At 51.2% G+C, this 17,949-nt stretch carries 20 protein-coding genes; 6 read left to right on the top strand and 14 right to left on the bottom strand.

Annotated features, from left to right (window positions below; translation table 11 throughout):
* Nucleotides 1–117: 117 nt before the first annotated feature.
* Nucleotides 118–642, bottom strand: coding sequence for a hypothetical protein (locus EKK48_15510; GenBank protein RTL40666.1), 525 nt, complete (start codon nucleotides 640–642; stop codon nucleotides 118–120).
* 458 nt (nucleotides 643–1,100) lie between these two features.
* On the opposite strand from EKK48_15510, the gene EKK48_15505 reads away from it, so the two are divergent.
* Complete coding sequence (locus EKK48_15505; protein RTL40665.1) at nucleotides 1,101–1,718, top strand: hypothetical protein; 618 nt, start codon at nucleotides 1,101–1,103, stop codon at nucleotides 1,716–1,718.
* 50 nt (nucleotides 1,719–1,768) lie between these two features.
* On the opposite strand, the gene EKK48_15500 is transcribed toward EKK48_15505, so the two are convergent.
* Nucleotides 1,769–2,716, bottom strand: a complete 948-nt coding sequence (locus EKK48_15500; protein RTL40664.1) for a Ku protein — start codon at nucleotides 2,714–2,716, stop codon at nucleotides 1,769–1,771.
* Between the two features lie 168 nt (nucleotides 2,717–2,884).
* Between EKK48_15500 and EKK48_15495 the strand changes: the two genes are divergently transcribed.
* Nucleotides 2,885–3,331, top strand: coding sequence for a ferritin-like domain-containing protein (locus EKK48_15495; GenBank protein RTL40663.1), 447 nt, complete (start codon nucleotides 2,885–2,887; stop codon nucleotides 3,329–3,331).
* Nucleotides 3,332–3,384: 53 nt separating this feature from the next.
* Here EKK48_15495 and EKK48_15490 read toward each other — a convergent pair whose 3' ends face one another.
* Entirely contained in the window at nucleotides 3,385–3,789 is a 405-nt protein-coding gene (locus EKK48_15490; protein RTL40662.1) for a response regulator, read from the bottom strand.
* Nucleotides 3,790–4,228: 439 nt separating this feature from the next.
* On the opposite strand from EKK48_15490, the gene EKK48_15485 reads away from it, so the two are divergent.
* Complete coding sequence (locus EKK48_15485) at nucleotides 4,229–4,525, top strand: hypothetical protein (GenBank protein RTL40661.1); 297 nt, start codon at nucleotides 4,229–4,231, stop codon at nucleotides 4,523–4,525.
* A gap of 41 nt (nucleotides 4,526–4,566) precedes the next feature.
* Here the strand turns inward: EKK48_15485 and EKK48_15480 are convergent, their stop codons facing one another.
* Nucleotides 4,567–4,953 (bottom strand): response regulator, encoded by a 387-nt coding sequence (locus EKK48_15480; GenBank protein ID RTL40660.1) that lies wholly within the window; start codon nucleotides 4,951–4,953, stop codon nucleotides 4,567–4,569.
* Between the two features lie 140 nt (nucleotides 4,954–5,093).
* On the opposite strand from EKK48_15480, the gene EKK48_15475 reads away from it, so the two are divergent.
* Nucleotides 5,094–5,279 carry a hypothetical protein gene (locus EKK48_15475; protein ID RTL40659.1) on the top strand — a complete coding sequence of 62 codons (186 nt, stop codon included), beginning with the start codon at nucleotides 5,094–5,096 and terminating at the stop codon, nucleotides 5,277–5,279.
* 54 nt (nucleotides 5,280–5,333) lie between these two features.
* On the opposite strand, the gene EKK48_15470 is transcribed toward EKK48_15475, so the two are convergent.
* From EKK48_15470 to iolB, 7 genes are read right to left on the bottom strand one after another with little or no spacing between them, the layout of a single operon-like run.
* Entirely contained in the window at nucleotides 5,334–5,813 is a 480-nt protein-coding gene (locus EKK48_15470) for a hypothetical protein (GenBank protein RTL40658.1), read from the bottom strand.
* Between the two features lie 43 nt (nucleotides 5,814–5,856).
* Nucleotides 5,857–7,032 carry an inositol 2-dehydrogenase gene (gene iolG, locus EKK48_15465; GenBank protein RTL40657.1) on the bottom strand — a complete coding sequence of 392 codons (1,176 nt, stop codon included), beginning with the start codon at nucleotides 7,030–7,032 and terminating at the stop codon, nucleotides 5,857–5,859.
* Nucleotides 6,956–7,858, bottom strand: coding sequence for a xylose isomerase (locus EKK48_15460; GenBank protein RTL40656.1), 903 nt, complete (start codon nucleotides 7,856–7,858; stop codon nucleotides 6,956–6,958). The genes iolG and EKK48_15460 overlap by 77 nt, the downstream gene beginning before the upstream one ends.
* Nucleotides 7,855–9,756 (bottom strand): 3D-(3,5/4)-trihydroxycyclohexane-1,2-dione acylhydrolase (decyclizing), encoded by a 1,902-nt coding sequence (iolD, locus tag EKK48_15455; GenBank protein ID RTL40818.1) that lies wholly within the window; start codon nucleotides 9,754–9,756, stop codon nucleotides 7,855–7,857. The genes EKK48_15460 and iolD overlap by 4 nt, the downstream gene beginning before the upstream one ends.
* A gap of 33 nt (nucleotides 9,757–9,789) precedes the next feature.
* A complete protein-coding gene (locus tag EKK48_15450; protein RTL40655.1) occupies nucleotides 9,790–10,728 on the bottom strand; it encodes an aldolase in 939 nt (312 codons plus the stop codon).
* Nucleotides 10,725–11,780 (bottom strand): 5-dehydro-2-deoxygluconokinase, encoded by a 1,056-nt coding sequence (iolC, locus tag EKK48_15445; protein ID RTL40654.1) that lies wholly within the window; start codon nucleotides 11,778–11,780, stop codon nucleotides 10,725–10,727. Before iolC ends, EKK48_15450 begins: the two co-directional genes overlap by 4 nt.
* Nucleotides 11,777–12,661, bottom strand: a complete 885-nt coding sequence (gene iolB, locus EKK48_15440; GenBank protein ID RTL40653.1) for a 5-deoxy-glucuronate isomerase — start codon at nucleotides 12,659–12,661, stop codon at nucleotides 11,777–11,779. The genes iolC and iolB overlap by 4 nt, the downstream gene beginning before the upstream one ends.
* A 197-nt stretch (nucleotides 12,662–12,858) precedes the next feature.
* Here iolB and EKK48_15435 point away from each other — a divergent pair, with 197 nt between their 5' ends.
* Nucleotides 12,859–14,208, top strand: coding sequence for a hypothetical protein (locus tag EKK48_15435; GenBank protein ID RTL40652.1), 1,350 nt, complete (start codon nucleotides 12,859–12,861; stop codon nucleotides 14,206–14,208).
* Nucleotides 14,209–14,254: 46 nt separating this feature from the next.
* Here the strand turns inward: EKK48_15435 and EKK48_15430 are convergent, their stop codons facing one another.
* Both EKK48_15430 and EKK48_15425 read right to left on the bottom strand, forming a co-directional pair.
* Nucleotides 14,255–14,512 (bottom strand): hypothetical protein, encoded by a 258-nt coding sequence (locus EKK48_15430; GenBank protein ID RTL40651.1) that lies wholly within the window; start codon nucleotides 14,510–14,512, stop codon nucleotides 14,255–14,257.
* Nucleotides 14,513–14,645: 133 nt separating this feature from the next.
* Complete coding sequence (locus EKK48_15425) at nucleotides 14,646–15,791, bottom strand: acetate/propionate family kinase (GenBank protein RTL40650.1); 1,146 nt, start codon at nucleotides 15,789–15,791, stop codon at nucleotides 14,646–14,648.
* Nucleotides 15,792–16,037: 246 nt separating this feature from the next.
* On the opposite strand from EKK48_15425, the gene EKK48_15420 reads away from it, so the two are divergent.
* On the top strand, nucleotides 16,038–16,685 hold the full coding sequence (locus EKK48_15420; GenBank protein RTL40649.1) for a hypothetical protein: 648 nt from the start codon (nucleotides 16,038–16,040) through the stop codon (nucleotides 16,683–16,685).
* 6 nt (nucleotides 16,686–16,691) lie between these two features.
* Here EKK48_15420 and EKK48_15415 read toward each other — a convergent pair whose 3' ends face one another.
* The gene (locus tag EKK48_15415; GenBank protein ID RTL40648.1) at nucleotides 16,692–17,936 is read right to left on the bottom strand and encodes a hypothetical protein; all 1,245 of its coding nucleotides are present in this window, start codon (nucleotides 17,934–17,936) and stop codon (nucleotides 16,692–16,694) included.
* Nucleotides 17,937–17,949 lie beyond the last annotated feature (13 nt).

Below are 17,949 nucleotides of genomic sequence, written 5' to 3'. Positions count from 1 at the left end.
CATCAATCGAGTGTAAGAAGGAGAGGGCTGCGTAAGCAGCCCTCTTCTTTTTCGAAATTACAGCCTGAATTGAATCGCAGTCCCAGCTTGTTCGAAGTTCGAATCGCTGACCTGCGACTATCTCTTTTCGACTTTGGCTTCTGATGTGCGATGAACATCTTTTGCACCCAGGTCTTTAAAGATCTCCTCGGCTGCTTTCAGCAAATCTTTACTGTCGCTGTGTGCCGCTATGAGGATATTTCCTTCGCGAATTTTGCCTTCGTACATTTTTGCCTCATATTCGGGGATACCCAAGCCGATGAGAGCACCAGCTGCGCCGCCGACGGTGGCTCCGACTGCGGCTCCGCTGAGCGCTGCCATGATTGGTCCGGCCGCCACGAAAGCGCCCAGTCCGGGTATCGCCAGCGCGCCAATACCAGCCAACCAACCCAGTGCTCCACCAATCACGCCGCCGGTAGATGCACCAGTGGTGGCGCCTTCAGGAGCCTTGGTCGTGTTCTTGTGAGCAAAATCTTGCGCACCTTCTCTGTCTGGCAATAGCACTGATATGTCGTTGCTGCTAAAGCCGGCTGTTTTCAGTCTGTCTACCAATAATTCAGCTTGGTCGATGGTGGTTGTTAAACCGATAACTGTTTGCGCCATTTATCCTCCAGTATCCTTCAGTTGAAGGGCCGTTGTAATTAACTGATCACTTCGACTTTTAGTCGGTGACCTAGTGACGCAAGATCTAAAAATTCGTTGCAACTTTTGTAGAAATATCTTTTCGGATATTAAGTTCACTCAGATCCGAGTGTGGAATGATTGCCTGAGTATGCGCGTAGAGTTGTAGGACCGAAACGTTGTACTGAACATTGATCTCCGCTTTGCCTTCGCTTGGGAATCCATAGTTTCGAAGCAAGCGGAAATTAGACTCGGGAACTTGCAGTGCCTCATCCCGTCATTGTTTCCGTACTACAGGCTGGTAGACGTGCGTCTGTACATGGGGTTTTCCATAGATGAATATGACCGAATCCAGCACCAGCAGCCGATTCGCGTCAATAATTCGTGATATAACGGGAACAGGCGTACGAACCCGCGTTGAGCGGGAGGGAGCTAAAACAATGCATTCAGTTATACTACATTCCGAAACAGACTCTGACACTTTTCCGTACAGCTATCTTCTGGAGTGGGATTGGCCCGAACATATAGAGTTGTTGCTGAGAAGGTTGATTTGGGCGCGTCTGGTTGAGTTGACAGACGATAATGCAGATCAATCTAAAGTGTCTGAGTCAGATCATTTGGCCGCAAAAGTTTGTTGGATGATTGCCAAAAATCCGCAGACAAGTCCTGCTGTTTTGGACGTGTTGGCCAGTGTCGATAGCTCGGTTTTTGCTGAGCGTATCGCCGAGAATCCTAACGCCGCACCTTCTACACTGGCGCGGCTAGCCGGACACGCATCACCAGCCGTTCGCATCGCTGTGGCAGAAAACATCAATACACCAGTTGAGATTTTGAATATACTGGTCAACGATGAGCATGCAGATGTTCGCTTTTCAATGGCCGAAAACCACAACTTGAGTGAAGAATTACTGCAGTTGCTGGCCGCCGATGAGAACTGTTATGTCGCACACAGAGCCAGGCGTACACTCAATAGAATCGCCCCACCGGCACTTGTGAAAATGCCTATGTCGTTCAATCAACGTGCCAGGGTATCACTCAGAAAAGTAGCGATGAGCTAAAAGGATAGCGTCTTCAAGGGAGCTGCTTATCACCGTATGTGGTGGTCGATTTATGCAGCTCCTCTTTTCTTCTCCGGAGCTTTCTTCTTTACTGAAGGCTTAGATCCTGTCGAGCGCCTGCCTTTTCTCGCAGGTGCTTGTTTATCTGCTGATTTCTTGCTTGCTGTTTGGCGCTTAATTGATTTGAGCACTTTTTCTTCTTCGGCTTGAGGCGATTTCTTCGACCGACTTGATTTTGCATTCTCGACGCTGGCGCGTAACGCTTCCATCAAATCCACAACGCGCGTTGGTTTGGTTTCTTCCGGCTGCTCGATTGTCTCATCGCCATCGATTTTGGCTTTGATTAGCGCCTGTAGCGCCTCTCTGTAGTGGTCCTCGTAATCGTCCGGCTGGAAATCTTGTGTCATCATATCAATCAAGCTAGAAGCCATAGAGAGTTCTTGTTTGCTCAATTTTGCTGCCGGCAATTTTTTGTCCATGTCTACTCTTATTTCGTCGGGATAGAGCAACATCTCTACAAGGAGGTTGCCGCCCAACACCCTGAGCGAGCACAGCCGTTCTTTGTTGCGAAGTGCCAGAGTACCTATCGCCACCATTCCCTTCTCCTCCATGGCGTGCATGAACAGGGCGCAGGGCTTTTGGGCAAGTTTTTCCGGTTCGAGATAGTAACTGCCGTTGAAATAAAGAGGATCAATCTCTTCTGCCTTAATAAATGCACTAATGTTGATGATGTTCTTGCTTGGCAGTGGCAACTCTTCCAGATCGTCCCTGGTCACCACAACGTAATCACCCTTGCTGTACTCGAAGCCCTTGACGATTTCATCGTAGTCTACTTGCTTGTCGCAGTGAGGGCACCAGCGTTGTTCCTTTATGCGGGTCTTGCATTTTTCGTGAAGCTGGTGAAATGACAGACTCTTGCTTTCCGTCGCCGTGTACAGCTTAACCGGAATGCTTACAAGTCCAAAGCTAATTACTCCGCTCCAAATCGCTCTAGGCATAATGGCACCACTTGATCGGGGAACGTTCTCTAGACGGGGGCTGTGACGATCTGTTCCTGCCGTCTGATCGCTTCGATGTGGAAGTGCAGAACGGCTGACTCGACTCGAATTTGGGAACTTTGCTCAGGCTCAATAGTCTTCAACACCAGTTCCTACGAGGTGCTTTTGATGACTGAAGCCGTGATAAGCGTTTTGAATTCACTATTAATGGAAGAAATGACAGCGGCAGAAGCTTACAGACAGGTTGTTCAGAGGCAACCGAACCTGGACATCAAGGCGGAACTAGAGGAACTCCACATCGCTCATTCCAAGCGCGCTCAGAAGCTGAAGAAGCGTCTGCGTGAGCTTGCCGGCAAGCCAGTCGAGAGACTTTCGCGCCGTCCACCACTGGACTTCATTTTCAACGGTGCAGCTGATGATATTTCATCGCGAATTTTGATGTTCTTCGAAAATATCGAAAACGGCGTTCTTGCTCTGTACGAGTCGAGCTTAAGCGACCTGGATAACTTGTCACTGTCTCTGGTGCAGACAGATTTGCTGCCGGAGCAGGATGTGACCCACAATGTCGTCTATACGCTCAAGTCCGCTATGGTTTCGCTGGCTAAGAGCGCATAGCAAGGGCATGGCGGATAGCTCAGTGGAACAGTTCGCCTTCTCGGTGCGCTTGCTCAGTGCGAGGCGTGCTTGCCGCCACCATCGGGAATCCATCTGCAGATCATTTCTCTGAACTCTTCAGCAGTAAATGGTTTGCTCATGTAGTCATCCATACCAGCACCGAGGCACTTTTTCTTGTCGCCGTCCATGGCCCGACCGGTAATGGCGACAATGGGCGTATGGTAACCTTTGTCGCGCTCCAGCTCGCGTATTCGCTGGGTGCACGTCAGCCCATCGCTGCCGGGCAGTTTCCAGTCCATCAAAATCAAAGCGAACGGACGACCTTTCTCTATCTCGCTCAGTGCTTCTTCTGAGCTTGAAACGATTTGTACATCGTACCCGTACTTCTTGGCCAGGAGGAAGAGCAGTTTTTGTTCGATGACGTGATCTTCGACTACTAGGATTGCTGGTTTTTCCATTCTCGTTCCGCGATTAAGCTCCAAGATATATTCTACGTCTAATATTTCGAGAAGAACAACATTTTGCTACCAAAGAGTTAAAAAGTGTGCCTGTTACGATGTTGGAACCTCCCATGGTGTTTTGAACCTGGAACAGTTGAGTAACCGGTTGGCATGAAGATTTGAGTTGAAGTCATGCACCGCATGTGGTGTTGAAGTGCAGCAGCGCTGGCTCAACAGTGAGTCGATTTGCACAGTTGTTATTGCATGGCTGACTCTGGCATCTCATCATTGTCAGACGGTTTTTACCAGAGCCCTTTAAGTGTTGAGGGAAAAGTTTGATTTGTTCGTGTCTTCATTTTGTTACCAGGCGCGGAACTGCAGAGTTCTCCTGATATCATATCTGCAAGCGAAAAATTACTGCAGCAGAGTTGCGGTCTAAAGGGATGACAACAAGCACATGAAAGATTGGCATTGGTTCATTGTTTTTGCAGTGATCTTGATCACTCCACTGCTCCCGAATATATTGCGTGACAAGTGTCCCAGCTGTAAACGACGCAAGCTGAATTCACTCGAAACGCTCAAAGTGCATGCTGACGGCGGTCCCCAGACTTATTCGTACATTACTTTTTATCGTTGTGATAATTGTTCGAACGTTTACAAGCGCGTCAAGAGCGCACCGCTGGAGCTTTCATCAGCGGAGGAATATCGCCTGCTCTCAGAGGCTGCTGTCGCCGCCCGTCATCCTGAGAGTTAGCCATCTCGCCTGTCTTTCCATCTCACCTGTCTTTCAATCATCTATGGCTCGCTGGGTCCAAGCCAATGTCGAATTGTTTTTTCAAGCTCTTCGCGCGTGAACGGCTTGGAGAGATAATCGCTCATCCCGGCCCAGATACAGCGTTCTTTGTCGCCATCCATAGCCTGCGCGGTGACGGCAACGATGGGGATTTGTTTGCCGTTGACCGAACCCAACGAACGTATTGTTTTTGTGGCTTCCAGCCCATCTAACTCCGGCATTCGAATATCCATCAGGATAATCGAATAAGTACGCTCTCTTACCGCCTGCACTGCTTGTCGGCCTGTCTCAGCCAGGTCGAAGTCGAGACCCATGTTCTTCAATAGTGTGGAAAAAACTATTTGATTGCTTTTGTCATCTTCAACGACCAGAACTCTTGTCTCGTCCATATGTGGCCTCGGATCTCGGACTGCGCCGTATGGTCAATCTTAAGTATAAGCGTAAAGTACAAATCCGGCGCATTTCCTGACTGAGCGGGAACTCTGGTAGCGCTTGTTGCGTCCCAGATTCGTCTCACGGAGAAATGACTATGTCAACCACTAAAGAAGAAAAGGATATCGACTACTTGCATCCCGATGGTAAGCCATCAACGCCTGTCGGCAAAGCACATGATGAAGAGAACGCATTGAAGGAGAAAAGCGTCGAAAAATCTATTGCTGAAGCTGATGGACACCACATGTGCTCACCAGATTGTCAGAAACATCATCAGGTCTAGTGTCCTGTTTGTGGTGTCGCATGTGGTGCAAAATTGGGCTGCGCGAACTGCCGCTCAAGCGCCGCTTAGCGGTGGACCTTCGAATGGCTCTTCCTTTGGAGCCTGGCAAAGAAGTCGCCAGCGGTGCAGTTCAGCCAGGCTCAACTTGCCATGGACGATAAACTGACACAGCACTTCCCTGTCCATGGGCGTGATCATGGTCTGCGGGCCTGGTTCATCATCGACCAGGTTGGCAATTGTGTCGAAATACTTGGCTAACATGACGAGCATGACGTACTCATCATGGCTGAAGGCGTCTGGACGCATAATCAGTTTGCTCAGGTGCTCTTTGGTCAGCCCCTGGTTTTTCGGGTCCAGGCGGGGATAAGTCTGAATGAAGATACGTGCGAAAGCTTCTGAGTCGAGCGTTTCCTGCTCGAGAGACTCGACGTGCTCGACTGTGGTGGGCGCACTGGCCTTGTGCAACCACAGTAAATCGTCCAAAGAGCCGTGCCCCTGAGCATTACGAGGATTGCGATTTTTTCCGGCGGTCAAATTCGCTGACCTCGAATGCGTGGCTACTCAGGCTTTATACCCTCTACTTGGAAATCTTAGCGGCAATTTCAGAAAGCGCAATAGCCCTTTCCTCCCTCAGAGACTGCTTTGCCGCCTGTGCGATCAACACCGGCATCCTTCCATCGGCGCCGGATACAGGCACGTCGGCGTCGTCTAAAACGGCTTGCACGAATTCATTAATTTCACAGAGATAGGAGTCAATGTACCGGTCCATGAAAAAATTAAGCGGCAGCGGTGTGTGAACTCCCGTTTTGTCGGACTTAACGGTTCGATGGGGCGTATTGTTGTCGGCAGCGACTGCACCCTCCGAACCGAAAACCTCAACTCGCTGGTCATAGCCATACGCGGCCTGACGGCTGTTGTCGATTGTCGCTATGGCGCCGTTTTCGAACTCGAGGGTGACGACGGCTGTATCTATGTCGCCTGCCTCACCGATGCGTGGGTCGACTCTGACGCCACCTGTGGCGAACACTTTGGTTACTTCGGACCCGGCAAGAAAGCGAGCCATATCGAAATCATGGATGGTCATATCCATGAACATGCCGCCCGAGACTTTGATGTACTCAATCGGCGGTGGTGCGGGGTCGCGGCTTGTGATCCGAATGATGTGAGGTATTCCTATCTGTCCTGCTTTTACGACCGCATGAACTTGTCGAAAGTTAGGGTCGAAGCGGCGGTTGAATCCGATTTGCAGCTTGACTCCAGCTTGTTGCACAGCTTTGAGGGCTCTATCTATTTTGCTCACCTCATGGTCAATGGGCTTTTCGCAAAAGATGTGAAGCCCTGCAGCGGCAGCGTCCTGGATGATTTGAGAATGTGTATCTGTCGAGGAGCAAATTAGAACCGCATCAAGTTCTTCTTTCTCGAACATTTTCTTGTGGTCGGAATAAACTGCGTCAATATTCAGCTCGTCTGCAAGCTTCCTCGCGCTTGGTTCATGGGTGTCTGCAATGGCAATCAGTCTGGCCCGGGCAATGCGGTTTGTTAAGTGCTGTGCATGTACTCGTCCGATGCGACCGGCGCCGATGACAGCGACTCTGAGTTGCTTGTTTCTATTCACAATTTTTTCCTCAAATGCGGGTGCGTGTCTTCGATGCGTTCGTTTGATCCGAGGCTTGAATTTAAATGCCGATGCTCTCCAAAAATGATCGGTTACGGATGGCGCTTTCGAGCGGTGTTCCCATGCCTGGAAGCACATCTTGCTCGACGACGATCCAGCCGCCGTATCCTCGGTCGACCAGCTCTCTCGTTAGCCCGGCAAAATCAACCGTTCCTTTGCCTAATTCGCAGAAAATGCCTCTGCGGACAGACTCGAAATAATCCCAGCCGTCCTCTCTCGATTCTTTCGCCAGCTCGCTCTGGCAATCTTTGAAGTGGACATGCCAGACGCGATCTGCGTGCTTTCTATAACCGGCAAGAGCATCGCCACCACCAAAAGTATAGTGACCGGTGTCAAGGCACAGCCCGATCAGCAAGGGATTTGTGCTCTGCAAAAATCTTTCGATTTCAGCCGGTGTTTCAATAAACCCGGCGCAGTGATGATGGAACACCGTCTTGACGCCGGTTTCCTCGAGCACCGCACGTGCCACCGCTTCAGCTCCTGACGTGAATGTTTTCCATTGTGACTCAGTCAACTGTTGCTGTTCAGTAATGCGTCCAGCCATCCTGGTTCTCGTATCGTTCGTGCCGTTATTATCGGAGAGCACGATGAAGGGATGAGGACTGACACGCGCTAACAGACGGGCTGTTTTGACAGCTGTCTCTATGCCTTCCTGGTGAGCCGATTGTTGAGCAAGCGCAACCGGCACGAAGGCGGCAAGCATGCTGAGATTACGCCTGGAGAGCTCATTTTGCAATTCTAGAGCATCGGTAGGCATGAAGCCCCAGTCACCAAGTTCGGTGCCTGCGTAACCTGCTTGCGCCATTTCGTCCAGAACCCGATCGAACGTGTGGGGCTTCTGGTCGAGTTCGAATTCTAAAACACCCCAGGAACAAGGTGCATTTGCCACTTTTATCTTTTTCATTTGACTGCTGCCTCTTTCAATTTGCCTGGCTCGACTTTTGTTTTTTTGCTTGGCTGGTAGTATGCCACCTGTTTTTTTCGCTGCCGCTCATAACTTGTGCGTGCGTCTTGAACAGCCGCCATAGTCGACGTCTCCGCCACCGGTACGTCCCACCACGTCTCATAGCCTGGCACTTTCTTGTCGCTCGTTATAGATACGACGATCATTGATACACCGGGATGATGTTTTGTTTGATTGATAGCCAGAATAAGTTCTTTTCTGTTATTAGCTTTCCAGATGGAGGCGCCGAGACTGGCTGCGTTAGCGGCAAAATCTATAGGCAGGAACTCCCCATTGAGCTGTCCATGCTCGTCTCTATATCTGTATGCTGTGCCAAATCCACCGCTACCCAACGATTTCGAAAGACTGCCGATGCTTCCGAACCCGTGATTGTCCAGCAGCACGATCGTCAGTTTTACGCCTTCTTGCACAGCCGTCGTGATCTCTTGCGCCATCATAAGGTATGACCCGTCGCCGACCATGACGAATACCTGACGCTCCGGCGCGGCCATTTTGATGCCGAGTCCGCCTGCAATTTCATAACCCATGCAAGAATAGCCATACTCGACGTGATAGCCTTTTACGTCTCGGCAGCGCCACAGCTTGTGCAGGTCGCCAGGCAAACTACCGGCGGCACAGACGACAACATCTTCCGGTGCGGAAAGTTCGTTCAGTACTCCAATTACCTCACCCTGACTGATTGGTGAGTCGGCGGGCTGGTCAGGGGGATTGTAAATGGATTCGACGATGTTGTTCCATTCGTTGCGATATTCATGCACACTTTGAATGTATTTTTCTCGTTGTCCCTTTTGAACGAGCGGTAATAGTTCTTCCAGAGTGACGCGCGCGTCTCCCACCAGAGCCAGCGCGTTGTGCTTGTGCGAGTCGAAATCGGTGACGTTGATGTTGATGAATTTTACATCGTCATTTTGAAACGCCGACTTGGAGGCTGTAGTGAAGTCACTATATCTGGTGCCAACGCCGATAATCAAGTCGGCTTCTCTGGCGAGAATATTAGCTCCCTTAGTTCCTGTGACACCGATTGCGCCAAGTGCCATCGGATGTTCATAGTGGAGCGAGCCTTTGCCCGCTTGAGTTTCAACTACAGGAATGCCGGCGACTTTGGACAGCTCTGCCAGCACGTCAGACGCGCCGCTGTAGATGGTGCCACCACCGGCAATGATCAAGGGTTGCTTGCTCGAGTTGATAAGATCGGCTGCTGTCTGAATCGAATCAGTGTCTGCCCTCAGTCTTGTTACATGCCAGGTGCGTTTCTCAAAAAAACTTTCCGGATAGTCATATGCTTCGGCTTGAACATCTTGCGGCAAGCAGAGCGTGACAGCACCCGTCTCGGCAGGCGAGGTGAGGACGCGCATCGCTTCCGGCAAAGCTGTAAGCAGCTGTTCGGGGCGGTTGATTCTGTCCCAGTATCTGGAGACTGGTTTGAAACAGTCATTTACTGAAATATCTTGAGAGTGTTCAGATTCAAGCTGCTGCAGTACCGGCGCCACGTCGCGACGGGCAAATATATCACCGGGTAACAAAAGAACGGGCAACCTGTTGATGGTGGCAAGTGCTGCACCTGTTACCATATTTGTCGCACCGGGACCTATTGATGTTGTGCAGGCGATAGTTTGTAGCCGGTTTTTTGTGCGAGCATAGGCTACTGCCGCGTGAACCATCGCTTGCTCATTGCGACTCTGGTAGTAGGTGAAGTCTTCATGCTCTTGCAGCGCCTGCCCTATTCCGGCCAGATTGCCATGTCCGAAAATTCCGAAGCAGCCGGCAAAGAATGGCTGTGAAGAGCCGTCGCGGCACACATATTGGTTCTTGATGAACTTTACCAGCGCCTGAGCCATGGTCAACTTCACTGTTTTCACGGCAATTCCCTCTCAAGTTATGATGATGATCTGATCGTGTACGAGCCCATTGATTTCTTCCGCCATGCTGACGTGTGAGCGCTGGTTGGAGTAGAGAATGTTGCGCCCGATCATGGTGCCGCAGACATTAGGATGGTCTGCCAGAGCTGCTTTAATTCCTTTCAGCACAACCTTCTCGTCTTGCGATTCGCCGCCCAATAACAGAATCGGCAGTGTGGTGCTCTGGGCTACTATTTGGAAATTGTCGCAGTATGGCAGTTTGAGCCACAAGCGGCTGCTTGATTCACCCAGTGCAGATGCGACTCCAACAATGGTTGCCAGTGACTCTGCATCTTTCTTGACTTTGAGGAGTCCGCTCTTTTCGCGCACTACAGGCAGTGGCTCCAGGAACATCGGCAGGTTGAGATAGAGAAGATGGTTAATTGCTTCGGTGCAATAAGTGATTGTCTTTAAAGAGTTTGGATCTTCGTCGTCGATGCGCAGTAGCATCTTGGCACCATCCAGGTTCCAATCTGCGCAGGTGCGTGGATTTGCTCCAGTGACAGGGTCGTCGAGTTCCCATGCGCTTCGTGCCAGTCCTCCGCGGTTGAGGCTGGCGATCAGAACTTTATTGTCGATGAAAGACTTTCCGCCGCTCTGTTCGATCAGATGTGAAAGTATCAGCAGTTCTTCCAGCACATCCATTGTCGCCATGACACCGTCAGCGGCATCGGCGATGAGGATTTCACTGATTCGGCGCAAGTAATCGGCTCGATCAGCCATAGCCAGCGGATTGCTTCCAGCTTGCACTACACGCCTGGCCGGGTGGTCTGCTGCCACGATGTTGAGGCGTCCATCCGTTGTCAGCGATTCTCGCCGCAAGCGCTTCTCGGCTAACACTCGACCCAGATCAGGTGTTTCGATACGTTGTCTTGTAATTTCCTTGATATGTTCACTCAATGTTTTTTTCATCGTGGGACCCCAGCTGATTCCTTTGTAAAGCCACCATGCAAACTGACAAAGTCGAGAGCTTCAGTTTCGCTCGGCATGAAGTTTGCGCAACCCTGTCGTGTTACCACGATGGCACCGACGGCGTTGCCCATGCGCACGCATTTTGCCCAATTCCAACCTTTCAAGTAACCATATATGAAACCACTGGCGAAGGCATCGCCTGCACCGAGAACGTTGCATATGTCAACTTTGAACGGTTGAGCAGTCTCGCTCTTTCCGCCCGGCAAGTGAACGATTGCACCTGCGGCGCCTCTCTTTTCGATTACCGCTTTAAGTCCGGTTTTCAAAAGCGCCTCGATGCCGTCTTCGACATTACCTGACACTTCTGGTGCCGAGATCTTTGAATCTTTGACTTGCACGAATGATTTGTCTTTCAGCATCGAGGCTTTAATTTCTTCCTGGGTGCCAATTACAAAATCGACATGGTTCAAGATACTGCGCACAGTCACTCCGTAGGCGCGGATGTCGGCGGATGGACCGTTTGTCCACTGGTCTGCACGAAAATCCAGATCGAGGAAAACAGTGACTTTAGCCGCGCGTGCTTTTTCCACAGCGTAGATTGTGGCGCTGCGGCTCGGTTCTCGGCTCAAACCTGTGCCTGAAACAAGGATTGCTCTCGCTTCCTCTATTGGCACCGCGTCAACGTCGTCCATAGTCAATTGGAAATCAGCACAGTTTTCCCGGTAGAAAACGAGCGGAAATTTGTCTGGGGGTTCTATTCCAAGTAGAACGGCGCTGCTTCTGAAGCCGCTTTTGCGTGGAATGAACTTGCTTTCCACATCTTCGTTTTGCAAAAAGTTGAGTATGAAGTCGCCGACCGGATCTTCGCCTACAGCCGTGAGCAGAAGTGTTTTCAATCCCAACCTGCGGGTGCCCACGGCAATGTTAGTCGGGCAGCCTCCCACGAAGCTTGAAAAGCTTGTGATGTGCTTGAACTCGGCACCACTGTCGTTTGAGTAAAGGTCGATGGAACTGCGACCCATGCAGATCAAATCGTATTTTCTATCGCTCATGAGAGGACCATCTCTTCCATCGCATGTGTGACGAGGGGCAGACGTGGATCTCTTGCGTGCCAGGTCTCTCGTGTCCAGGCATGCGCCGGATCATCAGTAGCAGCAAGCGACTGTGCTGAGCCCGCTAGAAAGTTCAGGTAGTAGCAATCGTAGCCATAAGCCGCAGAAACTGGATGATAACCTTCTGGTATCAACACAATGTCATTGTTCGATGCCGCAATCGATTCATCGAGTGAACGGTCGTCTGTATAGACTCTTTGATAAGCAAAAGCTTCTGGACGATTGAACTTGTAGAAGTAAATCTCTTCGAGATCTGCTTCCAGTAGCTTTCCTTGCTCTTCCTTATGAACGTCATGTTTGTGAGGCGGATAACTGCTCCAGTTGCCGCCTGGCGTATACACTTCGACGCAGACAAGACGATGACAATCGAACCCGGGCTCAATGATGCTGTTTATCTGCCTGGTGGCGTTGCCACCGCCTCGAATTTCGATTTTGGACTGGTCTGCAGTAATCAGTCGTGCCGGATGCTCCTGGTCGGTCGCCGTCCAGGCTGCCGCAATTTCAGTATGTTCAGTCAGAGACTGCACCTCAAATTCAGTCTCCCGCGGCAGATAAAGAGCGTTTGGCATACCGTCGAATACGTTTGCTCTTCGCCCGATGTTTAGCCAGTCACCGCGATTCGAACGTACATTTATACGTCCTCCTAGTATGACCAGCACAAGTTCGTTGCTGTCGGTCTGATGTTTCCATGTCTGGCCTTTACCGAGGCGACGCGCCTCCATGTTGAGAAATTCCCAGCCTGCACTTTCGGCGGTTACTCTTGTGATAACGCCGTTCTCGTCGTCTGGTAGCTGACTGCAAACGAGCAGATGACTGGTCATAATTCCCTCATGATGTGGCAGTTGTGCGCCAACCGGGCTGCGTTTGCACATACCAGTTGCGGGCAAGATATTATTGGACAGCCATATTTTACGATCATCTTGGCAATGTTGAGCGAAACTGTGTCAACGTTAATATGCGATGATGCTACTGTGTCAGTTCTCCGGGAATAAAATAACCGGAGTCAAACGAGCCGCCCATGTACAAACCGAAGCCTGAGCAAAGAAATACTAACCGTTTGAGACTCGATATCGAGTCTAAGCTGCCTTCCCTCTATACCGTAGAAGCCCAGCTCAATGAAGCTAAAGGGCGTCGCGGATGCCTGGTCGAATTGCCGTGGCAGGGCAATAAGCCCATGCAGTTGTGGATATTGGGCGTCGAATGGCAGTCTAACGGCGACGGTCCGATCTGGTCGCTTTATGAGCAGTATGGTCAAGAATCCAAGTTGCACTGGGCTAATCCGTATGCTCCGGGCGATATTCCGATAATGTATGACGTTGTCTGTATGTCGACGATGGGTGACCCTATTCCCAAGGCAGCTGCTGAGCCGCCGCCACCCCCTCCACCACCGCCGCCACCGCCGCCGCCACCTCCGGAGCCGGTCGCGCCGCAGATGCCTCCACCTGGCTACTATCCTCCGATGTATCCGATGCCGGGCTATCCTCCGATGGACCCGAACATGGCTTATCCGCCTATGGACCCGAATATGGCTGCTCAATATGGCTATCCGCCTTACTACCCGGGTCAGCCCTATCCGGCGATGCCACCACCTGGTTGGCCATACCCGCCTCAAGGTCAGCCACCTGCCAACTACCCGCAGCAGCAACCACCGGGCACCTCGTATCCTCCGGGGCAAATTTATCCTCCTGCCGGCGCTCCCCCACAGGCTCCTCCGCCTCAGGCTCCCCAGGAATCTTCGTCTTTAGCTGGCGGTAGCGCTCCTACTGCTAAGCTGCCGGTTGACTACAATCTTGTCTCCAAACGAGCCAAAATTCAGCTTGGGAAGCTGCTTCTGGAATCAACATTGATCTCTGAACTGACACTCGATGCGGCTTTGAAACTTCAAACTCTGGTCGAAGAGGGACTTTGTACGCCTGAACAAGCAGCTAAGGGGCTTTTCAAGTTTCACTCGAAGGGACAGGCAATCGGTGAGTATCTGACTGATTTTGATTCGGTCGTATTGCCTGAAGTGCAAAAGAAAAAGCCGAACGAAGTACGACCACATAGTGGAGCGCAGGCGAAGGCCGCGTTCGATTTGCTGGTGAAAGCCGGTTTGTTAACGCAAAGCGATTTGAACGCTGCTGCTGCCACACGGTCAAAAGTCGGCGGTGATATCGCTCAACTTTTGCAGGCGGCTGGAAAGCTCGATAAACAGACCTTTGATGCGGCCGTGATTTGTCTGCCCATGATTCGAGAAGGCTTCTTGAAGTTGGAACAATGCATCATCGCTTTGAACTACTGCAGTCGCAGTCGCGTCGATTTCGACACTGCCCTTGACGAAATGGGCTGGCAAAATCCACGCAAGCTGCGCAAGGATCTGTTCCAGTAGTCGCACCACATTCGGTGCTTAAACCTTTATTCGTATCTGTGCTGTATTAGTCGATCGGGTACCAGCGACCGTTGGCATCGCCGAACCAGTAACTGGAATTGCTTGAGCGCACGAGCACATAACTCTGATGACGGCGCACTGTCGCACCACTGGCATACTGAATTTGACTGACACGACCATCATCATTCAGCTTCATCTGAGTGCCATCGACCAGACGAGTCGAGTTTTCTCCAGCGAAGTCGGAAAGCTCATATTTGGTAACTGCTGCTTGTTGTCCAAAAAATGCTGGAAGCATCACGCTCATGCGATTTCTCCTCGTTCGTTCGCCAGTCCATGACTTTAATTTAGGAGGAAGTTGTGACCAAAGGGTGGCTTTAATTTCTCAGAAATTGATTACCGAAAAAGATCGTGCACTTTTTTAGTTTTGAAAAGACGATTTATGAGAATGCCGCACATTCGCTGGCAATTTGCCAATCTTCTCTGGCTTTCACAACTAGAATTCGCACCGCCGAATTTGCTGAAGATATGTCGACATCGGCAGGATGTTTTTCGTTGAGCACGGCGTTCAGGTGCAGGTTGAAAAATGAGAGTTTCTCACAGACGGCGGCGCGCACCTGAGCACTGTGTTCGCCAATTCCGCCTGTGAAAAGGAGCGTGTCAATTCCGCCCAATGCCGGCACCATGGCGGCTACACTGGCAGCCAGCCGGTGCGTGAACATATCAAAAGTCAATTGCGCGCGGATATCGCCCTCACCTAGCGCTTTGACGATGTCTCTCAAGTCGGCTGACTTTTCGAAGATGCCTTTCATTCCCGACTCTTTGTTGAGGACATGATCGAGGTCCTCGACTGAATACTTGTGGTTTTTCAATAGATAGATCAGTATGCCTGGGTCCACGGCGCCGCTGCGCGAGCGCATCATCAAGCCGTCCAGAGGCGTGAAGCCCATAGTGGTCTCGACGCTGATTCCGTTCAGTACTGCGGCCAGTGAACATCCACCACCGAGGTGACAGGAGACGAGGCGCAGATCTTTGCGTCCCAGGATAGCGGCAGCCTTTTCACTGCAATACTTGTGGCTGATCCCGTGGAATCCGTATTTTTTGATCTTCAGGTCTTTGTACCAGGAATAGGGACCTGGATAGACAGCCGCTTCCTCTGGTAAGGTGGCGTGAAAGGCAGTGTCAAAAACTGCTATGTGCCTTGCTTTCGGCAGAATTCTCTGCACGGAGTGCAGCGCTTTGAGGTTGATTGGATTGTGCAAAGGCGCAAATTCGTTCAACTGCTCGAGGTTTTGTACGACCGCGGGCTTTAACTCTACGGGCGATGAATAAAGTGAACCACCGTGAACAATGCGGTGCCCGACGAAGCCGACTTCCTCCGGACCTCGTAAAACTTGGTTTGTGCCGCTCCAGATCTCAGACAGCGTCGATTCAATTTTATGATCGATTTCGCTGGCGCTCTCTGTTTGCCAGTCGAGGTCTTGTTCGTGGTCCCAGGCTGTCTGTTGAGGCACAGAACCGTCATTTGTCTGAAACATGGACATTTTTAGGCTGCTGGAGCCAGAATTGACCACGACGATGTTCATTGAAATTCCTGATTCCCTGGTGCGGCAACCTCAGGGTATCATGTGACGCCTGGGCGGCGTAGTGCCCGTAAAATGGCATTCTCACTTGACATTTAATGGTTTTTCCTTCAATATATATACGCTCAACAATTACCAGCCTTTTCAGTTTATTAGTTGACCGTTGAGCTGTATCTGCAACCTGGCTTTTCAGGTTGGCGGTACGAATCACCAGACATGGTGTCATTCTAATTTCCTGCGAAGGTGCAAATGAATAAGACATTGCCTGCCAAGCTTCTCTTCTGCCTCTGTCTGACTGTGGCGCTTGTGACGCCGGCCATGGCACAACTAAATAGCAAGGGATTGCCTCCTACCAGCACCGACAGTTTTGTCAGGCAGGCTGCAGGTCAAGCTGAAAATATCTATGGAGATGAAGGTCATGAAGGACCGCCTCCGTTTTCCGAGTTTGTGTATGAGAACCGCATCAACAGCGGCATTTTCGATAGACGTGATGCAGGTTTGACGACAGGGCACGGCAGCTATTTGCCATCTGCCTGGGGCAATGATGAGTTCCTCGGAGCAGAGTGGAGTCAAGCTGGGCACAACGGCGGCAACCCGAGACTGGGTGGTCCCGGCGCTCAGATGGATGCGGCAGGCAATCCGCAAAACCCGGCTAATGCGCCCGAAGGCAATCCGCAATATCCCATCGGTCCCGACTGGGTGCAGGTCAGAAATCCTAATACCGCGCAAGTAATGGGTTACATGGCGCCCGGCGAAACCTATCAGCAGTTCTTCTCGGGCCAATCTGGTCATATTTTGCCCCAGTGGAGAGACGTGGGACAAGAGCTGATGACCAACCCTGACTATCAAAAGGGACAAATTCCGACCGGACCAGTTTCGAGTGGAGCCGGACGGTAAGTAGAACTATCTAGAAAATCGAATCACTTTTTTGTCGTTGTCGATGACGAAGCGTCGATCATGCAGGAAGGGCTGGCCAAGAAGCGGCAGCGGTGGTCCGCCTGAGAGCATAACGTAGACTGGAATGTTGTTCTTTTCCATGGAACCCAGTTTCATCGATCTGACATTGAAACTGTACGCTGGTGCAGAACCGCCCACGCCACCTACCATAGCCATCGAAGCATCAGAAGGAATAGATAGCCCCATCGCCAGGAACGTCTGCATAGCGAAGCAATTCATTGCTGCGCCAGTGTCGAAATACATGGGGCACTGGTGACCATTTATCTGGGCTGTAACGACGAGATTGTTGCCTACTGTTTGGAAAGGAATTTCGATAGCGTCGTAACCCATGTTGTTGCGAGCGGCGCTTTTCTTTGTGAAGCGAATGACGCCCGCCTGGTTATCGATGTCGTACTGATAGCCGTTATAGAAAGTCTGCCCCAGCAGTGGTGGCAGATCGAACCTGTCTTGCACCATGATAGGCATGCGTCGTTGGATACCGGCGACTCGCAAGTCAACGATCATCGGAGCGGCAGAGTTGGTAGCACTCCCGACACCGCCCATCTGGGTGTGCTGTCCTTTGATCACATTGTCCATCACTCCGGCTGCTTCTAACTGATTTTTGCCGATCAAGCAGGTAGAGGCACCGGTATCAAACATCATTTTTACAGTGCGCCCGTTTATTTGTGTGTCAACGAACAAGTGTCCGCCTGAACCTCGTGTAAACGGCACACTGCCTGTATCAGGCAACTTGCTCAGATCTTCGCTGGTTGCGTTGGCAGCGGCGAAAGTGGTCATGTCGCCCATGGGCGCAGTTGCAGCTGTGGAGGCTCTGGAGCGCTGCGCCGCCTGGCTGGAGGTCGCCGCTCCGGCTGTCGTAGCCGCACCAACATTGTTGACTCTAGCTAGATAGATGTTTGCATTTTTAGCTTCCTCAGACTCCGGGAATTTGCGGGCGATGACTGAGTACAAATATTTCGCTTTCTGCGCATCACCAAGCTGCGAGTAGGCTAGAGCCTGGTAATAGAGCGGCGTGGGAAGCCCAGGATTGGCATTTGCAGACCTGGTGAGCAATTCAATTGCTTTCTTGTAGTCGTGTTTGTTGTAGCAAGCGATGCCCTCATTCAGCGCTGCGTCTGCGTGTGCGGCAGGCGCAAAGCCGAGCAGACACGCTAGAAGAGTGGCAGAGAGAATTTGACGGGTGTTATGCATTATGAGTGTTCCG

It is taken from the genome of Candidatus Melainabacteria bacterium, from assembly GCA_003963305.1.
Lineage (GTDB): Bacteria > Cyanobacteriota > Vampirovibrionia > Obscuribacterales > Obscuribacteraceae > PALSA-1081.
The sequence above is the reverse complement of the archived record's forward strand: the minus strand, read 5'-3'. Positions and strand labels throughout refer to the sequence as shown.